This window comes from Nitratireductor pacificus pht-3B (genome assembly GCF_000300335.1).
Taxonomy (GTDB): Bacteria; Pseudomonadota; Alphaproteobacteria; order Rhizobiales; family Rhizobiaceae; genus Nitratireductor; species Nitratireductor pacificus.
On sequence record NZ_AMRM01000016.1, the window covers coordinates 105,905 to 122,884 of the forward strand.

At 61.5% G+C, this 16,980-nt stretch carries 19 protein-coding genes; 16 read left to right on the plus strand and 3 right to left on the minus strand.

Going from position 1 to position 16,980, the window contains the following annotated elements; translation table 11 throughout:
* Nucleotides 1-3: 3 nt before the first annotated feature.
* Entirely contained in the window at nt 4-915 is a 912-nt protein-coding gene (locus NA2_RS14780; protein WP_008597793.1) for a LysR family transcriptional regulator, read from the minus strand.
* Between the two features lie 193 nt (nt 916-1,108).
* Between NA2_RS14780 and NA2_RS14785 the strand changes: the two genes are divergently transcribed.
* The 4 genes from NA2_RS14785 to NA2_RS14800 all read left to right on the plus strand — a co-directional run bounded on the left by NA2_RS14785 (nt 1,109) and on the right by NA2_RS14800 (nt 5,485).
* Nucleotides 1,109-2,542, plus strand: a complete 1,434-nt coding sequence (locus NA2_RS14785; protein ID WP_157188245.1) for an NAD-dependent succinate-semialdehyde dehydrogenase — start codon at nt 1,109-1,111, stop codon at nt 2,540-2,542.
* Nucleotides 2,543-2,686: 144 nt separating this feature from the next.
* Entirely contained in the window at nt 2,687-3,640 is a 954-nt protein-coding gene (locus NA2_RS14790) for a dihydrodipicolinate synthase family protein (RefSeq protein ID WP_008597795.1), read from the plus strand.
* A 42-nt stretch (nt 3,641-3,682) separates the two neighbouring features.
* The gene (locus tag NA2_RS14795; RefSeq protein WP_008597796.1) at nt 3,683-4,231 is read left to right on the plus strand and encodes a 3-hydroxyanthranilate 3,4-dioxygenase; all 549 of its coding nucleotides are present in this window, start codon (nt 3,683-3,685) and stop codon (nt 4,229-4,231) included.
* Between the two features lie 117 nt (nt 4,232-4,348).
* The gene (locus NA2_RS14800; RefSeq protein WP_086005972.1) at nt 4,349-5,485 is read left to right on the plus strand and encodes an ABC transporter substrate-binding protein; all 1,137 of its coding nucleotides are present in this window, start codon (nt 4,349-4,351) and stop codon (nt 5,483-5,485) included.
* A 163-nt stretch (nt 5,486-5,648) separates the two neighbouring features.
* Here the strand turns inward: NA2_RS14800 and NA2_RS14805 are convergent, their stop codons facing one another.
* Entirely contained in the window at nt 5,649-6,326 is a 678-nt protein-coding gene (locus NA2_RS14805) for a GntR family transcriptional regulator (RefSeq protein WP_008597798.1), read from the minus strand.
* Between the two features lie 142 nt (nt 6,327-6,468).
* Between NA2_RS14805 and NA2_RS14810 the strand changes: the two genes are divergently transcribed.
* The 11 genes from NA2_RS14810 (at nt 6,469) to NA2_RS14860 (ending at nt 15,247) form a co-directional block, all read left to right on the plus strand.
* Nucleotides 6,469-7,245, plus strand: coding sequence for a glutathione S-transferase family protein (locus tag NA2_RS14810; protein ID WP_008597799.1), 777 nt, complete (start codon nt 6,469-6,471; stop codon nt 7,243-7,245).
* 87 nt (nt 7,246-7,332) lie between these two features.
* Complete coding sequence (locus tag NA2_RS14815) at nt 7,333-8,256, plus strand: fumarylacetoacetate hydrolase family protein (protein ID WP_008597800.1); 924 nt, start codon at nt 7,333-7,335, stop codon at nt 8,254-8,256.
* 39 nt (nt 8,257-8,295) lie between these two features.
* A complete protein-coding gene (locus NA2_RS14820; RefSeq protein WP_081582697.1) occupies nt 8,296-9,291 on the plus strand; it encodes an ABC transporter substrate-binding protein in 996 nt (331 codons plus the stop codon).
* Nucleotides 9,292-9,350: 59 nt separating this feature from the next.
* Nucleotides 9,351-9,878, plus strand: a complete 528-nt coding sequence (locus tag NA2_RS14825) for a VOC family protein (RefSeq protein ID WP_008597803.1) — start codon at nt 9,351-9,353, stop codon at nt 9,876-9,878.
* A 28-nt stretch (nt 9,879-9,906) separates the two neighbouring features.
* Entirely contained in the window at nt 9,907-10,659 is a 753-nt protein-coding gene (locus NA2_RS14830) for an ABC transporter permease (RefSeq protein ID WP_008597804.1), read from the plus strand.
* Nucleotides 10,660-10,716: 57 nt separating this feature from the next.
* Nucleotides 10,717-11,112, plus strand: coding sequence for a VOC family protein (locus NA2_RS14835; RefSeq protein ID WP_008597805.1), 396 nt, complete (start codon nt 10,717-10,719; stop codon nt 11,110-11,112).
* Nucleotides 11,109-11,897 carry an ABC transporter ATP-binding protein gene (locus tag NA2_RS14840; RefSeq protein ID WP_008597806.1) on the plus strand — a complete coding sequence of 263 codons (789 nt, stop codon included), beginning with the start codon at nt 11,109-11,111 and terminating at the stop codon, nt 11,895-11,897. The genes NA2_RS14835 and NA2_RS14840 overlap by 4 nt, the downstream gene beginning before the upstream one ends.
* 24 nt (nt 11,898-11,921) lie before the next feature.
* Nucleotides 11,922-12,830 (plus strand): 4-hydroxy-tetrahydrodipicolinate synthase, encoded by a 909-nt coding sequence (gene dapA / locus NA2_RS14845; protein WP_008597807.1) that lies wholly within the window; start codon nt 11,922-11,924, stop codon nt 12,828-12,830.
* Complete coding sequence (locus NA2_RS14850) at nt 12,827-13,453, plus strand: malonic semialdehyde reductase (RefSeq protein ID WP_008597808.1); 627 nt, start codon at nt 12,827-12,829, stop codon at nt 13,451-13,453. The genes dapA and NA2_RS14850 overlap by 4 nt, the downstream gene beginning before the upstream one ends.
* On the plus strand, nt 13,440-14,495 hold the full coding sequence (locus NA2_RS14855) for an alpha/beta fold hydrolase (RefSeq protein WP_051011657.1): 1,056 nt from the start codon (nt 13,440-13,442) through the stop codon (nt 14,493-14,495). The genes NA2_RS14850 and NA2_RS14855 overlap by 14 nt, the downstream gene beginning before the upstream one ends.
* Nucleotides 14,489-15,247, plus strand: a complete 759-nt coding sequence (locus NA2_RS14860; protein WP_008597810.1) for a sulfite exporter TauE/SafE family protein — start codon at nt 14,489-14,491, stop codon at nt 15,245-15,247. Before NA2_RS14855 ends, NA2_RS14860 begins: the two co-directional genes overlap by 7 nt.
* A gap of 199 nt (nt 15,248-15,446) precedes the next feature.
* Here the strand turns inward: NA2_RS14860 and NA2_RS14865 are convergent, their stop codons facing one another.
* Nucleotides 15,447-15,830, minus strand: coding sequence for a GNAT family N-acetyltransferase (locus NA2_RS14865; RefSeq protein WP_008597811.1), 384 nt, complete (start codon nt 15,828-15,830; stop codon nt 15,447-15,449).
* Nucleotides 15,831-16,265: 435 nt separating this feature from the next.
* Here NA2_RS14865 and NA2_RS14870 point away from each other — a divergent pair.
* Nucleotides 16,266-16,980, plus strand: a protein-coding gene (locus NA2_RS14870; RefSeq protein WP_420798705.1) for an IS5 family transposase whose coding sequence is annotated in 2 segments (ribosomal slippage) — nt 16,266-16,329 and nt 16,329-16,980 — 716 coding nt annotated over the 2 segments. Because the reading frame shifts where the segments join, the coding sequence is not laid out codon by codon here. This gene is flagged as partial in the annotation.

The window sequence follows — 16,980 nt, forward strand, 5'->3', positions numbered from 1 at the left end:
CGTTCACGTCATCTCCTGGGGCGACAGTTTCTGCGCATAACGGCGCACGACGGCGCTGAAGGCCGAGACGGCCGGCGAGACCGAGCGTCCGCTGGCGTGGATAAGCACAACCTCGCGCGAGATCGTCGGCGCTTCCAGAAGCCGCCCCGATACCCTGTGGTGGCGGGCAGTGGCGAGTGCATAGGTTGGAAGCACGGAGACGCCCAGCCCGGCTTCGACCAGCGCCAGCGCCGTGGCGATGTGCGACACCTCGAATGTCGGGCGCAGCGGCAGTTGAACGGTTTCGAAACCAACCTCGACGAGCAGACGGATACCGCTGTCCCGGGTGAGCGCGATCAGCGGCTGGCCGGCCAGTTCGCTCCAGGCGATGGACGTCTTCTCCCTAAAGGGGCTCTGATCGTCGCAGAACAGCATCAGGTTGTCCCGCATAAGCACCACTCTTTCGATCCCTTCTTCGCCGGATGGAAAGGTGCCGAGCCCGCAATCCGCCTTGCCGCTGCGAACGCTTTCGACGATCTGCTCCGTGCTGATGTCTGCGACCTGAACGCTGATGCCCGGATAGCGGCTCTGGAAGTCGGCGATCGCTTGCGGCAGCACGACGGCGGCAAGGAGTGGCGGAGCGGCGATGCGCAGGCGTCCCCGCCGCCGCTCGGCCAGCTGATGGACGCTTTCCACCGCGTGTTCCAGTTCCTCAATTGCCTTCGAGGCCGAGTCGCGGAATTCACGGCCTGCGTCGGTGAGTTCGACGCGCCGTGTCGTGCGGTCGAACAACCGCACGCCGAGCTCTGCTTCGAGATCCTTGATCGCCTGCGACAGCGCGGGTTGCGCGATGTTGAGCCGCTTCGAAGCGCGCGAGAAGTTGCCGAGTTCGGCGACTGCCAGAAATCCGTCGATCTGCTTGATCGTTATCTTCATCAGGCGCGTCCTTTGTCCACGCGGCATCGTTTGCGATATCGGCGTGCGATTTATACAGAAATCAATATCAATTTATCAAACAAATCCATCTTGTCGATAAATGCAAATCGACGATCCTTTCCACACGGGCGACACGCAGGCTGCGCCGTGCTGCCCCATTTCATTGATCCTGTCCGAAAGTGCCGAGGCATATATGTCAAACTATCCTGATCTTCAGCTCTACATTGGCGGTGCCTGGCGCAAGACGGCGGACACGCTGCCGGTCGTGAACCCGGTCGATGAAAGCCTGATCGGTGCATTGCCTGTGGCCACGGAGCGGGATCTCGACGACGCGCTGTCCGCCGCTGCCGATGGGCTGAAGGTGTGGAGCCGCGCGGCGCCGGCGCGCCGTGCAGAGATCATCCGCAGGGCGGCGGCTTTGATGCGCGAGCGGATCGAGGAGATTGCGCTCGACATCACCTGCGAGCATGGCAAGCCTCTGACGCAGGCGCGCCTGGAGGTTATTCGCGGCTGCGAGTTCTTCGAATGGGACGCAGGCGAAGCACAGCGTCTCTACGGCCGTGTGATCCCCAGCGAACCCGGCATCCGCTACGTTGTGCATCATCAGCCGATCGGAACCGTTGCTGCTTTTTCACCTTGGAACTTTCCCATGAGCCAGCCGTCGCGCAAGGTGGCTGGCGCACTGGCCGCCGGGTGCTCGATCATCCTCAAGGCGGCCGAAGAGACTCCGGCGGGTGCGCTTCACATCGCGCGCGCCTTTCATGACGCCGGCCTGCCCGCTGGCGTGCTCAATCTCGTTTTCGGCGTTCCGGCTCGCATCTCCGAGTATCTGATCCCCCAGGATCAGGTGCGGCTGATTGCTTTCACCGGCTCCACCGCGGTGGGCAAGCATCTGGCGGGGCTTGCTGCCCGGCATATCAAGCCCGTTCTTATGGAACTGGGCGGTCATGCGCCGGTCATCGTCTGTGACGATGCCGATGCACATCAGGCCGGCATCGTTTCCGCGGTGCGCAAGGCCCGCAATGCCGGGCAGGTCTGCACCTCGCCCACCCGGTTTTTCGTCCATGAGCGGTCCTTCGACACTTTTACGGCGTCCTTCGTGGAAAGGGCCCGGTCGGTGAAGATCGGCGACGGGCTGGATGCCGCGACCGAGATGGGACCGCTGGCTAATCATCGGCGGATCGAGGCGATGGAAGGCCTCGTCGCGGATGCGGTTTCCGCCGGGGCCCGCCTGCTCGCCGGAGGCGAGCGGATCGGCAATCGCGGCTATTTTTTCCCCGTCACGGTGCTGGCCAATGTTCCCGACACTGCCCGCATCATGCGCGAGGAGCCGTTCGGTCCGCTTGCCGTTATCAATCCGGTGGCCTCGCTGGATGAGGCGATCGCGAAGGCGAATTCGGTTCCTTTCGGTCTCGCAGCCTACGCGTTCACCAATGCCGCCGCCAATGCGGACAGGCTCACAGACGAGATCGAGGCCGGCAATCTGTCGATCAACACACTCGAAGCTTCTGTCGCAGAGACACCGTTCGGAGGCGTGAAGGAAAGCGGTTACGGCCGGGAAGGCGGAGCGGAGGGCATCACCCACTACACGGTGGTGAAGAACGTCTCGCATCGCATGGCGATCTGACCGCGCGCCGCACCGAAGCACACAAGGAGCACCCCGCGCAACGGAGAACTCATAAGGAAAAGCGATGAATTAATACGGAAAATCACGATTGCCTTATAGGCACTCGGCGCGTTCCCTCGAAAGATCTGTAAAGGTTCTCGATCCATGAACTACGACAGGAAGTCCGCCAAGTCCCACGCCCGCGAAACCATGCAGGGCATATGGGCAGCAGCGCTGATGCCCTTCACTCCATCTCTCGAACTCGATGAAGAGGGTTTTCGGCGCAACATCGATCACTGGATCGAAGACCTTGGCATCGATGGCTTCTTCATCGCCGGCAAGCAAGGCGAATTCTTCTCGATGTCCGTCGATGAGCGCAAGCGCTGCTTCGATCTTGCGATCGATGCATGTGCAGGGCGGGCCCAGACAATCATGTCCTGCTCTGACCAGAACATGGATGTCGTCATTGATCTGGCACGGCACGCACAGAAAGCCGGCGCGGACTACATCGTTGTCCATGCGCCCGTCCTGCACTTTTTCAAGGCGCAGGACGAGACGCTGCTGAACTACTACCGGATGATTGCCGACAAGGTCGATATCGGCATGGCCTTGTGGAGCCATCCCGACAGCGGCTATCTGATGAGCCCGGAACTCTGCAACCGGCTGGCCGACATCGAGACTGTCGTCGCGATCAAATACTCCGTGCCGCGCCCGATGTATGCAGAGCTGACCCGGCTCGCCGGCGACCGGATCATCGTCTCGACCGCCTCCGAGGAAGAGTGGTTGGACAACGTCCTTGAACTTGGATGGCGGCTCTATCTCTGCTCATCCCCGCCCTATCTTCTGCAGACGAAGCATGATCGGCGGATGCGCGAATACACCGATCTGGCCTTCGCGGGGCGCGGTGATGAGGCGCGCGCCATCCGGGACAGTCTCGATCCGGTCCGCAATGCACTGCGCAGCACGCGTCCGACCGAGAAACCGCACGCTCACCAGAAATACTGGCAGGACCTGCTCGGTCAGACGGGCGGAGCCGTGAGGGCGCCGCTGCTCGACTTGAGCGAGGATGAGAAAGCCAGGACACGCGCCGCCTTCGAGGCGTGCGGATTGCAACTCTAACCGCACGCCGACAGGGGGCTGCGCAGATTTGAGGAGGACAACATGACGGAAAGAAGACTCGCAGCGTTCAACTTCTCCAAGTGGATCGACGAGCACAAGCATCTGCTCAAGCCACCGGTCGGTAACCAGCAGATCTGGGAGGATGCCGACATGATGGTGACGGTCGTCGGTGGACCCAACAAGCGAACCGACTATCACGACGATCCGGTCGAGGAGTTCTTCTACCAGCTGAAGGGCGACATGGTGTTGAAGGTGGTCGATAACGGCGCCTTCTACGATGTGCCGATCCGCGAAGGTGACATCTTCATGTTGCCGCCGCATGTGCGTCATTCGCCGCAGCGTCCGCAGGAGGGGTCGATCGGCCTGGTGATCGAGCCGAAGCGCCAGCCCGACCAGATGGACGCATTCGAATGGTACTGCTTCGAATGCAGCGCGCTCGTGCAGCGCGTCGAGGTATCCCTCAAGAGCATCGTGCGCGACCTGCCGCCGATCTACCAGGCATTTTACACGGACGAGAAGGCGCGTACCTGCCCGAACTGCGGCGTGGTGCATCCCGGCAAGGTGCCACCGGACGGATGGGTGAAGCTCTAGCCGAACAAGCAATCAACAAACACGAAAATCGTCACAATGGACGCCCGACCGGGGCAAATGGGAGGCAATACATTGACAGTCAGAAAATATCTGCTCACCGCGGGCCTTTTGTCGGCGATGGTTGGGGTTGGCCAAGCCCAGGAACTGGTCAAGATCGGCATGATCACGACGCTTTCAGGACCTGCAGGCTATCTTGGCCAGGATATCCGGGATGGCTTTCAACTGGCCATCGACGAGAGCGGCGGGTCGCTCGGCGGTGTATCGGTGGAGCTGGTGGTCGAGGATGACGGACTGAAGCCCGGCAACGCGCGGCAGATTGCCGAAGCCATGCTGGCTGACAATATCAGGCTCTTTACCGGGATCGTTTTCGCCAACGTCGCTTTCGCCGCCGTGCCGGAGATACTCGACAACGACGCGGTCTATGTCAGCGCCAACACGGCATCCTCGACCTTCGCTGGCGGCGATTGTCATCCCAATTACTTCGTCAGCTCGTGGCAGGACGACAGCCAGGGTGAAAGCGCCGGCGCCCTTGCGCAATCGCTCGGTCACAAGACGGCCTTCCTCGTCGCGCCCAACTATCAGGCGGGCAAGGAGACCATGGTTGCCTTCAAGCGCTTCTACAAGGGCGAGATCGTCGGTGAAATCTACACCGGCCTCGACCAGACCGACTTCGCTGCCGAAATGGCGCAGATCCGCGCCGCAAAACCCGACGTCGTCTACGAGTTTGAGCCGGGCGGACTGGGGATAGCCTTTATCCGCCAGTACCAGCAGGCAGGTCTCATCAATCAGATTCCGCTGGTCGTACATCCGGCTTCCATGGATCATGTGATCCTCGGCGCTGTCGGTGAGGCAGCCACCGGCCTGCAGGTCACCAGTCACTGGAACGATGATTTCGACAATCCGGTCAACAAGACCTTTGTCGAGGCCTGGCGCAAAAAGTATGATGATCGCCCCGCGACATACTATGCAGCGCAGGGCTATGACGCAGCGCTGCTGATCGCGGCGGGCCTTGAGAAAAGCCCGGCGGGGGCACGAGATTCGTCCGCGTTCAGAAAGGCGCTGCTCGGTGCCGAGATACCCTCCGTGCGCGGTTCTTTCAAATTCGGTCTGAACCAGCATCCCGTACAGGATTGGTATGCGCTCGAGGCGATCAAGAACGATGCCGGCCAAATGGTGCTGCGGACCGAAGGCAAAGTGCTGACGGCACATGGCGACAGCTATGCTGCAGAATGCGAGATGCCGGCCGCCGAATAAGGGGCAGGCTGCTGAGCCGGTACATTTCAAACGTCCAGGTGACGGATCAATATCCTGCAGGATGGAGACGATCTGGCACCTGGAGCCTCCCCCGGATCGGGTCGCCAAACCACTCATAAACCCGCGTGGCCAGAGGGGAGCCGTGGATGCAACCGGCTTCAGTCTAGGTTGTGAGTGGCTGGCGCATCGGCTTCCTGCTGTCCTGCGTGATGTGCGATATGATGTTCACGGCCGTTTTCGCCACGTGCCTCTTCATCGCGTCGCTGGCGCCGTCGCCATCGTTCCTCAGGATGCAGTCGACGACTTCCTGATGTTCCTCCCACGATTGTGCGACCCGGCCCTCCGAGAACAGGAACCGGGCGTGGAACATGGAAAGCCGGTTCCGGACATCGAGCGTGATGTCCCGCAACGCATCATTGTGGCATGCATCGTAGATCGCCCGGTGCAGGGCATGGTTGGCTTCTGCATAGGCGGCCATGTCGTGGAGCCTGATCGCCTCCAGCCCCTGCTCATGGAGCATGCGGATATGCTCGCGCTGCACCGCATCAGCCCGCAGGGCGCAGTACTTGGCGCAAAGTCCCTCGAGCTCCCCGGAGGCTTCATAGAGGTTCCGAAGCGTTGCCGTGTCGATCGTCGCCACTGCAAAACCGCGCCGCGGCTGGTGTTCGATCAGCCGCGTCGAGGCGAGTTCGCGGAGGGCGTCGCGAATAGGACTGCGCGAGACTTCGAAGCGATCAGCAAGGGATTGCTCGTCCAGCCGGTCGCCCGGCGACAGTTCACCCTTCAGGATCTCTTCTGAAAGGGTGTTGGCAATCTTTCTGCTCAGAGTGCTGTTCGCCATGGGGTTCCGCTCGTTCCGGTAAAGACCGACTGAATTCGATCACGCAGTTGCAATTCGCCGAACATTAGCAACGAGTCCCTTGCTTTTCCAGTCATTAATGTCGACATTATCTGATTATTGTACGCAATAATGGGAGATTGCGGTGATTGTTCTCCATCATGCCTGGGATTCGCTTCAATCATTCAAGGTGCGGATGTGTCTTGCCGAGATTGGAGTCCCCTGGGAGGGCCGTGCGCTCAGCCTTACTGATTTTGATCATCTCGATCCAGCGTATCTGGCCCTCAATCCGGACGGTCTGGTGCCTGCTCTCGAGACTGTCGAGGGGGTGCTGACCGAATCTTCGACGATAAACGCCTATCTGGACGAGGCATTCAATTCCTCGCGGCTTCAGCCGGACGATGCGTTCGCCCGTGCGCGCATGCGGTGGTGGTGTCAGCATGAAGACACGGTGGTTCACCCGGCGATCAGACCGCCCACCTTCAATCTGTATATCAAGCCGCTTCTCGCTGGATTGTCCCCGGAGGCCTTGGAAAATCTCATTTCTCGCCATCCGCAGCCGGAGCGTGCGGCGACCTACAGGGCTGCGGCATCGGCGCCCCTGGATCGTGCCGCCGTCGTCTTGGCCGTTCGGAGTCTCGATCGAACCATGTCGCGCATCGGCCGAACCGTACGGGAAGGGGGCTGGCTTGCTGCAGATGCATTCTCGCTTGCCGACATCGCCATGGCGGCGATGGTCGAGCGCCTGGAGATGCTGGCGCTCGGGAGTTTGTGGGAGCGGCATTCCAGCGCGCGGGCCTGGGCGGAGCGCGTCGCCCGGCGGCCATCATTCATGCGTGCGCGGGAGGCGGGGAGTGCGGGGAAGCTGTCGCCCGTCGACCGGGAACTCGTGCGCACGCTGGTGACCGAGGCATTTGAATAGGCTTCTCACATACACAAAAAAGATATTGCACACAAAAATCAGATATTGTACGCATAATGAAATCGAGAATGAGTGAGGAGAAATCTCATGCCAGTCATCGCTTTCGGCACATACGCATCGGGGGGCAGGGAAGCACCGGCCGTGATCTGCGACGGAGCGGTCTACGATGCCGAAGCGCTGCGGGACGCGGGAATTCACGTTCCGGAGGGAGACTGGTCGAACGGCGAGGCGGCCCGGTTCCTGGAGAATCTGTGCGCCGACCGAAGCGACTGGGGCGCGGTGGCGGACGCGGTCCGCACGGCGGCGGCCGCAGGTGCCGTGCGCGCAGTGCCCGACACCGCACAGCTTGCCGCGCCATTCCGTCCGGGACGGATTTTCTGCGCCGCGTCGAATTTTGTCGACCACGCGGATGAAATGGGAACGGTGCTTGCCGCGAAGGCGGAGAGCAAGCCGTATATGTTCCTCAAGCTCGAGGACTGCGTTATCGGCCCGGGTCAGCCGGTGCTGATGCCGGAGGCGACCAGTCAGCTCGACTGGGAGGTCGAACTGGCTGCCGTCATCGGCAAGCGGGCGCGGCATGTCTCCGTCGCTGATGCGCTGAGCCATGTGGCTGCCTATACGGTGGTCAACGACGTGACGGCGCGCGACATGAATGTGCGTAGCGATTATCCGTTCAAGTTCGACTGGTTCCAGGGCAAGTGTCACGACAGTTTCGCGCCTTTCGGTCCCTGGCTCGTGCCGGCATCGCAGATACCCGATCCGCAGAAGGTCGGTCTCCGCCTGTCGGTCAATGGCGCCGTCATGCAGCAGGGCACCGCCGAGGAGATGATCTGGAAGGTCAACGAACAGATCGCCTACCTGTCGACGATCCTGACGCTGAAGCCTGGTGATGTGATCGCAACGGGCACGCCGACCGGCGTCGGCATGGGGCGCGGTATCTTCCTCAAGCGCGGTGACGTCATGACCGCGGCGATCGTGGAGATCGGCGAGATCACAAACCCGGTTCAGTAAGCAGGGCCCGGAAAACAGAAAAACAAGGGAGGAACGAGCATGCACAATCGAGGACGCAGGTCACGCGCCATGATGGCCGCCGCAGCTATGGCGGCCCTGGCCGCAGGCCCGGCGGGAGCCGCCGAGGAGATCAGCTTCAACATGGCGTGGCTGCCGCAGGGCAGCGTCGCGGGGCCGATTATCGCGGAGGCGAAGGGCTGGTTCGACGAGGCCGGGCTAGATGTCACGCTGTCCCGTGGCTATGGCGGTTCACGCACGGCCAACGAGGTCGATCAGGGCATGTTCACGGTCGGCTATGTCGATCCGATCAATGTCGGGCTCAATCGCCAGAATGGCGGCAGCCTGCGCATGATCGGCGTCATAAACGGAGTGTGGCCGGCAGGTGTTTGCTACGTCAAGAAAGACGATGGCGATCAGAGGGATATTGACGACCTCATTGGGCTCAAGATGGGCGGCGGAGCAGCCTCTCCGGTTCACAACATCCTGCCGGCCTGGCTTGAGATGAACGGCCGCAAGCACGATGAGATCCCGCTTCTTCGCCTCGAGCCCGCCGTTGTCGACGCCTCCCTTCTGGAAGGCAGGATCGATCTGGCCGAGTGCTGGCGCGCCTCCAACCGTGCCGTCCTGCAGAAGATCGCCCGTGAGGCCGGCAAGCAGGTGGGGTGGATCGAATATTCCGATCATGGCCTCGACGCCTATGGCAGCGGCTTTGTCGCCACCGAGGCATCGATAGCCGAGAAACCGGAAGCGCTACGCGCCTTTCTCAAGGCATCCTATCGCGGCTACGAATTCGCCATGGAGGAGCCCGAAGCGGCGGCCGACATCCTGATCGCCGCATATCCGAGCCTGGACCGCGAGATCACGCTACAGCAGATCAAGGAGCTGGCGTCTCTGCTTGCTCCTTCCGGCAAGGTCGAAACGACGTTCGACACCGATCGCATCGGCGCGACCCATGCACTGATGGTCAAGGCGTTCGACCTGAAGCCGGACGCCGTCAAGCCGGATCAGCTCTTCACCAACGCGTTGGCCGAGTAAGGTGAGCATTGGTCCGCCTTCCGCGGCGGGCCGACAGCTTTCAAGCCAGGGAGATTGATATGGCAAAACCGCAGCCCCGCAAGATGGGCCACCTCGTGCTGCATGTGCGCGACATCCGCAAGTCCTTCGAATTCTACACGGAGGTCGTCGGCCTGACGCTCTCGGACTGGATCGAAGACAAGCTGGTCTTCCTGCGCTGCGGCGCCGACCACCACGATCTGGCCCTGGTGCAAATCCCGCCCGATGCCGAGAACCGTGAAGACCTCTACAGCGTCAATCGCCCGGGACTGGAGCATTTCGCCTACGAACTGGGATCGCTCGAAGAGATCGAGGCGGCGGCCAGCCATATCCAGTCGAAGGGCGTCAAGATTGAGCGCGGAATCGGAAAGCACGGGCCGGGCGAGAACCTGTTCCTCGTCTTCAAGGACCCAGACAACAACAACGTCGAGTTCTATGCCGACATGGTCCAGGTGACCGAGCAGAACCCGTACAACCCGAGTGTGTGGAAGGACGATGTCACTGCTTTCGACCAGTGGAAGTTCGAAAAATTCCTGGTCGAGCCACCCAAAGGCTGGGGTGAGAATTGATGCTGGCTGTGTTGGTGGAGGCTTTCGCATGAGCGAATTGTTCTCGAGACTGCGGCTTCCGGAGATCCTGTTCTTCGGGCTCATCGCACTCTGCTGGGAGATGGCGTCGGAGTGGTTTGGCATCAGACCTTACCTTCTGCCCTCGCTGTCGTCGGTTCTGGCAGCGTTGTGGAACAATGCGGGCGAACTCTACCGCCACAGCATCGTGACCCTGAACGAAGTCGTCGTCGGCTATCTCTGGGCAGTCGCGGGCGGTCTGGCGCTCGGCCTCGCGATCCACACAGTGCCGCTCGCGCGCCGCACCGTCTACCCGCTGATCGTTCTGTTCCAGGGCCTGCCGAAGGTCGCGCTCGCGCCGCTTATGGTGATCTGGTTCGGCTATGGCCTGACATCCAAGGTGCTGATGGCGTTCCTCTTCGCCTTCTTCCCCGTCGTCATCGGCATGCTGGGTGGACTGGAGAGCGTGCCGTCGCACCTGCGTGAACACTTCGATGCGATCGGCGCATCGCGCTGGACGCGGTTCTGGCGGCTGCAGATGCCGGCGGCGCTGCCTTCCATCGTCGATGCCTGCAAGACGGCTATGCCGCTCGCGGTGATCGGCGCCATCGTTGGCGAGTTCGTCGGGGCTGAAGGCGGGCTCGGCTACGTCATCCTCTCCGCCAACGCCTCGGCGCGCTCAGACCTCCTGTTCGCAGCCCTGGTGGTGATCTCGATCCTTTCGACGCTCCTCTACCTGGTGGTCGAGCTCCTGGGACGCAAGGTTTGGTGGCGCGGCGTCTAGGTCGCGCTTGCCGCAGAAACAGTCACGACATTCACAAGAAGCCAAAGGAGAACCTCAATGGCAAAGCTACGGCACGTCGCCATCCAAGTTAAGGAACACGCCAAAGCCGCACAATTCTACGTGGACGCGCTTGGCATGGAGATCGTCGGCCAGACGGATTCGCCGCTCGCCTCCGGCACCTATGTGTCCGACGGCACGGTCACACTCGCACTGCTCGAATACAAGGCCGACGAATGGGCCGGCCGCGACAAGGACGATATCGCGATCAACCATATCGGCTTCTGGGTCGAAGACCTGGACGAGCAGAGCGATCTCATCAAGAAGAATGGCGGCACCTTCTTCAAGGAACTGCCGCTCTCCAAGGACTCGCTCTACTACGAGATGAAGTTCCGCGATCCGAATGGGATCATCTTTGACGTCTCTCACAATGGCTGGGTTGGAGCATCAAAGTGACGAGCCAAGCCGATCCGGCGGATGCGCAAGCATCCGCCGGGGCCATCAGCATCCGCGGTCTGTCGAAGACCTTCGGGGCGCTGAAGGTTCTCGACGACATCAACTGCACCATCGGGGAGGCCGAGTTCGTCTCGACCCTCGGTCCGAGCGGTTGCGGCAAGAGCACGATCCTCAGGATCATCGCCGGTCTCGTCGAGCCCGACGCGGGTGCTGAGCTGCGCCTGCTCGGCGAGCCGTTCGGCGGGCAAAGCGACCAGGTCGGCGTCGTTTTCCAGACCCACAACATGCTGCCTTGGCTGACGGTCGAAAAGAACATCAGGCTCAATTGCGAGGTTCGCGGCGTCGCCCGCGCCGAGATCACCAGGCGTGTCGAGGAGATTCTTCCGGTTCTGAAGCTCGAAGGGTTCCGCGAAAAATACCCGCACCAGATCTCGGGTGGCATGAAGCAACGGGCCGCGCTCGGCCAGACGCTGATCGCGCAGCCCAAGGTGCTGTTGCTCGACGAACCCTTCGGGGCTCTCGACGCGCTGACGCGCGACCAGCTCAATGTCGAGCTGCTGCGCCTGTGGCAGAAGATCAGGAAGACGGTTGTCCTGATCACGCACAGCATCTCGGAGGCGATCTTCCTGTCGGACCGGGTGCTCGTGATGTCGGATCGACCGTCGCGGGTGGTCAGCGACGTTCGCATCGACCTGCCGAGGCCACGTGATCCGAAGGCAACGCGGGAGGATCCGCGCTTCGGCCAGTACGTGACGCAGCTCAGCGCGCTCATGGGCGTGCACTAGACACAATTCCTGGAGATCCGACGTATGAACTTGCAACGCTTCCACGGCATGTCGCCGGCCCTGGCGACACCCTTTACCGCGACCGAGGCGCTCGATCTCGATCGGCTGGACGTGCTGATCGACGGGTATTTGTCCTGTGGGGTTCATGGGATCTCGGTCGCCGGCAGCCAGGGAGAATTCTTCGCGCTGGACGAGGCGGAACATATCGCGTTGCTCGAGCGCTGCGTGGAGGCGGTCGATGGGAGGGTTCCCGTCGTGGCCGGCTGCGGGCGCTCGAACCTGACCGAGACGCGGCGCGTGCTTGCCGCCGCCGAGAAGATCGGCATCGACATGGCGATGCTGATCACCCCATACTTCGCGCAACCGAGCCAGACGGAACTGGCGGCGCATTTCGTAGGCCTTGCAGGCGAGACCAGGCTTCCCGTGGTCCTCTACAACAATCCGCCGCGCACCAGCGTCAACGTCGCCCCGCAGACCCTCGTCTCTGTCATGGACGCGGCGCAAAACGTCGTCGGCATCAAGGACTCGGCGGGCGACATGACGCAATCAATCGAATATCTGGTGTCGACAAACCGTCGTGCGATGCTGTTCTCGGGGCGTGACACGCTGACGCTTTCGATGGTTCTCAGTGGTGGACATGGCGCGGTCTCGCCGGCCTGCAACGTCTTTCCGCGCCTTCTGGTCAGACTCTACGGGACTGCCGTCTCCGGAGACCTTGCGGAAGCGCAACGCATTTCCGATCTGCTGGCGCCCCTTCGCGCCGCGTGGGTGCTGGGCTCCTTTCCGGTTGTGATCAAGGAGGCTATGACGATGGCCGGGCGCAGCGCCGGGCCGGCCCGCGCGCCGATCAGCCCGCTCGGCGCCGAGGCGCGCGCCAAGCTGAAATCCGTCGTCGAAGCGATCATGCCCGAGGAAGAGGCGCTGGCGTCATGAGTTGCGCGACAGCACTGTTCGGAGCGCTGAGCCCCTGCGCCGAGGATCTCGTGACACGCATCTTCCTGGATGCCCGCAGCCAGAACGGCTGGCTGGACACGCCCGTGCTCGACGCCGAACTGCATCGGATCTGGTCGATGACGAAGTGGGCGCCGACGTCGTCCAACTCTTCACCCATGCGCATCAAGTTCATTCGTCCCGGCCCGGCGCAGGACAAGCTTCTGGGTTTTGTCGACGAAGGCAATCTTGCAAAGGTGCGCGCCGCACCGGTTACCGCCATCCTCGGCTACGACCTCGCCTTCTATGAGCATTTCGATTTCCTGTTTCCGCACCGGCCTGCCGTGCGGGAACGCTTCGCGGGAAAGGAGAATGCCGAGCGCGCGCGCATGACCGCGATCAGAAACGGAACGCTGCAGGCGGGGTTCTTCATGCTGGCTGCGCGGGCTGTCGGTCTCGACTGCGGGCCGCTCTCGGGTTTCGATCACGACGGCGTCGATCAGGCGTTCTGGCAAGGAACGGAGATCCGCACCAATTTCCTCTGCGGCCTCGGGCATGGCGATTCCGAACGCCTCTTCCCGCGCCACCCGCGCTTCGATTTCGACGATGTCTGTGAAATCCTCTGACCCCGGCGCGACGGCGCTCGGGGAGGACGGGGCGCTTCACCTCTCGCTCGGCCGCATCGGGCTCCAGTCCGGCGCGGTGCTGGACGACGCGGTCATGGTCGTCAAAACATTCGGCGATCTGAACGCCCGCCGCGACAATGCCGTCGTCATTCCGACCTCGTTCGGGGCATCTCACCGGGATTTCGAATGGATGGTGGGGCGTGAAAGCCTTTTCGACCCCATGCACCACTTCGTCGTGATCGCCAATCTGTTCGGAAACGGCCTTTCGAGTTCGCCCAGCAACAGCGCAGCCTTTGCGGCCGGCGGACGCTTTCCTCTCGTGACCGCCTACGACAACGCGCTCGCGCAGAAGTACGTGCTGGAACGGTTCTTCGGCATCCGGCGCATCGCCGTTGCGATGGGGTGGTCCATGGGCGGCCAGGTCGCCTGGCATCTGGCATCGCTTTTCCCGAACGATGTTGCCCATCTCATCGCGGTCTGCGCCACCGCGAAGACTTCTGCGCACAACCATGTTTTCCTCGAGGGCGCCAGGGCGGTGCTGCAGACCGACAGCGCTTACGACGCCGAGGCCGGTCGCTTCGTGCGAGCACCGGAGCGCGCCTTGCCGGCGCTCGGCCGGTTCTATGCCGGCTGGGCGCTTTCGCATGCCTTCTATCGCAGCGAATGCTGGCGCTCTCTGGGTTGCGACAGCCTGGAAGGGTTTCTGAAAGGCTATTGGGAAACAGCTTTCGCCGAAAAGCACGCCGACGATCTGCTTTCCCACATCGCCACCTGGCAGGCGGCTGACATTGCGGCCAACGAGCGCCATCGTGGCGATCTCGGAAAAGCAATCGAGGCGGTGCGCGCGCGCGTCCTGCTCTTGCCCGCCGGCTCCGACCTCTATTTCCGGGAAGCCGACGTGAGGGCCGAGGCAACGCATCTTGGCGATGTGCAGATCGCCACTCTGGAATCGCCGTGGGGGCATAGGGCAGGCAATCCGGTCAAAAGCCCCTCGGATCGGGACTTCATCCGCGCCCGGGTGCGCGATTTCATCTCATGCTGACTCCCTGGCTTCTTTCCGTCGCGGACTGGGGACTGCTCTGTGTTGCGGCCTTTGCCGCCGGCGCGCTCAACACTGTCGCGGGCGGCGGTAGTTTCCTGACCTTTCCGGCGCTCGTCTGGGTCGGCGTTCCTCCCGTCATGGCGAACGCCACGAGCGCCTTTGCCGTCACGCCGGGTTATGTCGGCGGTGCCATGGGGTTCCGGCGGGAATTGAGGACGCTGGACGCAGGCATGTTGCTGCGGCTTTGCGCGGTGGGCATCGTTGGAGGCGTCGTCGGCGGATTTCTGCTGACTATAACGCCTGCCGATATGTTCAATGCGATCGTCCCGGGGCTGCTGCTTTGCGCGACGGTGATCTTCGCGCTCGGTGAACGCATGGTTGCGCTCATGCGAGGCGGCGGCATTCCGCCCGCATTGGGGGTCTTCGTGGTTTCCGTCTATGGTGGCTACTTCAATGGCGGTCTGGGAATCGTGCTTCTTGCCCTGTTCACCGTTCTGGGCATGACCAGCCTGTCGCTGATGAACGGTCTCAAGAATCTCCTGTCGTTTTTTCTTTCATGCGCCTCTCTCATGGTCTTTGCGGTTGGAGATCTCATCGATTGGCGATTTGCGATGCTGATGGCGATGTTCGCCATCGCTGGAGGGTTCGCAGGTGCCGGCCTGTCCAAGGCTATCCCGAAGTCCATTCTGAGGATCCTGATAGTCGCCATCGGTCTTCTGATGAGCGGCATCTTTTTCTATCGGCTTCTCTAACGCGTCCGGTCGCTTCGAGGGCGCGCTTATCGCGAAGCTCCAGCGCATGGCTGGAAACAACCAGAAAATGTACTCAACCGCAAGAATGATTATGTGGCGCTTTCCAAAGGGTATGTTTCAGATAAATCTATTCTACATCAGGTCATTTTGAAAGAGAATGTCTTTCTTATCGAAGCAATTTAAAAATTTATAAAAATATCTAATCTATATATCTTATGATATGCCCGGACCTCTCGGCGATTTTTTCTGAAGCCATGTTGTTTTTCTTTACTTTGGCGATCAGCGGGCCAAATTGGTCTTTGGCTGTCCGTAGCATCATCTCCCCAATGCCCTTTTTCCTGTGCGCTGGAGCGACCGTGTAGCTAATCTCATCGTGGTCGATGCGGACGGTGCCGACAGGCACGCCGTCAATCTCGGCAATGTAGAGTCCATGGTTCGCCCGGGACAGTCGCTCGGTGACCCACGCCAAGTGGTGCTCCCACACGAGTTCGGAAGTGTCGCGCGACATGGCGCGGGTTGTTGGGTCGCTCCGCCATTCATAAAGGAGCTTTGCGTCGTCTACTGAGGCTGGTCTGAGAAGCATGCGTTTCCTTCCGGGGCGCCGGGCGTTTGGAACCTGCAGGGTTTTGGGCAGTGCGTCAATCGCATCGCTGCAGATGGCGCAGGCCGCGTTCCGTCGTTGTCCTGCGGCGATGACATCGGCGTTTCGTTCTGCTTGTTTGGGGTGATGCAGCCTGGCGGAGGCAAAGCATATCCGTCCAGTTTGCGTGGAGGCATCAATGAACCTCATGCCGCTCAGGGTCGGCGCACGGCAGCTCGGCTGCATCCCGGATGGCGGCGACGGCTAGCGCTGCTCTGCCGGGACCATTCTTCGTCGATGCCGCAAAGGGCTGCGACCATTGGAATCGATGCTTGCCCGCTTCAAAGACAATGAGCCCGGGAGCTAGGTTCTGTACCCATAAATGGGATTCCATTTGAGACTGGCTCGTGTTTCAAGCTCCTTGAGGACGAGCTTTGGATGGCACGTTTCGATCTCACGGACCGGGAGTGGGCGCTGATAGCGCCGCTGCTTCCCAACAACCGCGTGGTGTTGCGCGCACAGACGACCGGCGCGTCCTGAACGGGATTTTCTACATCTTGAGAACGGGCTCGCCTTGGCGCGACCTGCCCGAACGCTATGGCCCCTATACGACAGCCTATAATCGCTACAATCGATGGGCCAAGGCAGGCGTTTGGTTGCGGGTTTTCGAGGCTTTGGCGGCGGCCTCGCCGCAGTCGATGCAGTTGATCGACAGTTCCATCATCCGCGCCCACCAGCATGCAGCCGGCGGTAAAAGGGGGGCGGATCACGCCATTGGCCGTTCTCGTGGAGGACTGACCAGCAAGATCCATGTCGTCGTCGACGAGAAGGGATTGCCAGTCCGCCTCGCGCTCACGGCAGGGCAGGCTTCCGACAAAGCCATCGCACCCGACCTGCTGCGAGCCCTTCCGACCGCCGCAATCGTCGTCGCCGACCGCGGTTATGACTGGCAGCACCTGATCGATCTGGTCAGCGAGCGCGGCGGAAACGCACACATTCCAACCCAACGCGATCGCAGGGTCCAGAGATCAGTCGATCCAAGCCTTTACCGCCAGCGCAACCTCGTCGAGCGCTTCTTCTGCAAGCTCAAACACTTTCGCAGGGTCGCCACACGCTACGACAAGCTTGTTGACGTGCCTCCCGATTTTCGGAG

Bases quoted from the DNA above. Each gene is read 5' to 3' on its own strand.
- NA2_RS14780 (WP_008597793.1), bottom strand. From the start codon at position 915: ATGAAGATAACGATCAAGCAGATCGACGGATTTCTGGCAGTCGCCGAA.
- NA2_RS14785 (WP_157188245.1), top strand. From the start codon at position 1,109: ATGTCAAACTATCCTGATCTTCAGCTCTACATTGGCGGTGCCTGGCGC.
- NA2_RS14790 (WP_008597795.1), top strand. From the start codon at position 2,687: ATGAACTACGACAGGAAGTCCGCCAAGTCCCACGCCCGCGAAACCATG.
- NA2_RS14795 (WP_008597796.1), top strand. From the start codon at position 3,683: ATGACGGAAAGAAGACTCGCAGCGTTCAACTTCTCCAAGTGGATCGAC.
- NA2_RS14800 (WP_086005972.1), top strand. From the start codon at position 4,349: ATGGTTGGGGTTGGCCAAGCCCAGGAACTGGTCAAGATCGGCATGATC.
- NA2_RS14805 (WP_008597798.1), bottom strand. From the start codon at position 6,326: ATGGCGAACAGCACTCTGAGCAGAAAGATTGCCAACACCCTTTCAGAA.
- NA2_RS14815 (WP_008597800.1), top strand. From the start codon at position 7,333: ATGCCAGTCATCGCTTTCGGCACATACGCATCGGGGGGCAGGGAAGCA.
- NA2_RS14820 (WP_081582697.1), top strand. From the start codon at position 8,296: ATGCACAATCGAGGACGCAGGTCACGCGCCATGATGGCCGCCGCAGCT.
- NA2_RS14825 (WP_008597803.1), top strand. From the start codon at position 9,351: ATGGCAAAACCGCAGCCCCGCAAGATGGGCCACCTCGTGCTGCATGTG.
- NA2_RS14830 (WP_008597804.1), top strand. From the start codon at position 9,907: ATGAGCGAATTGTTCTCGAGACTGCGGCTTCCGGAGATCCTGTTCTTC.
- NA2_RS14835 (WP_008597805.1), top strand. From the start codon at position 10,717: ATGGCAAAGCTACGGCACGTCGCCATCCAAGTTAAGGAACACGCCAAA.
- dapA (WP_008597807.1), top strand. From the start codon at position 11,922: ATGAACTTGCAACGCTTCCACGGCATGTCGCCGGCCCTGGCGACACCC.
- NA2_RS14850 (WP_008597808.1), top strand. From the start codon at position 12,827: ATGAGTTGCGCGACAGCACTGTTCGGAGCGCTGAGCCCCTGCGCCGAG.
- NA2_RS14860 (WP_008597810.1), top strand. From the start codon at position 14,489: ATGCTGACTCCCTGGCTTCTTTCCGTCGCGGACTGGGGACTGCTCTGT.
- NA2_RS14865 (WP_008597811.1), bottom strand. From the start codon at position 15,830: ATGCTTCTCAGACCAGCCTCAGTAGACGACGCAAAGCTCCTTTATGAA.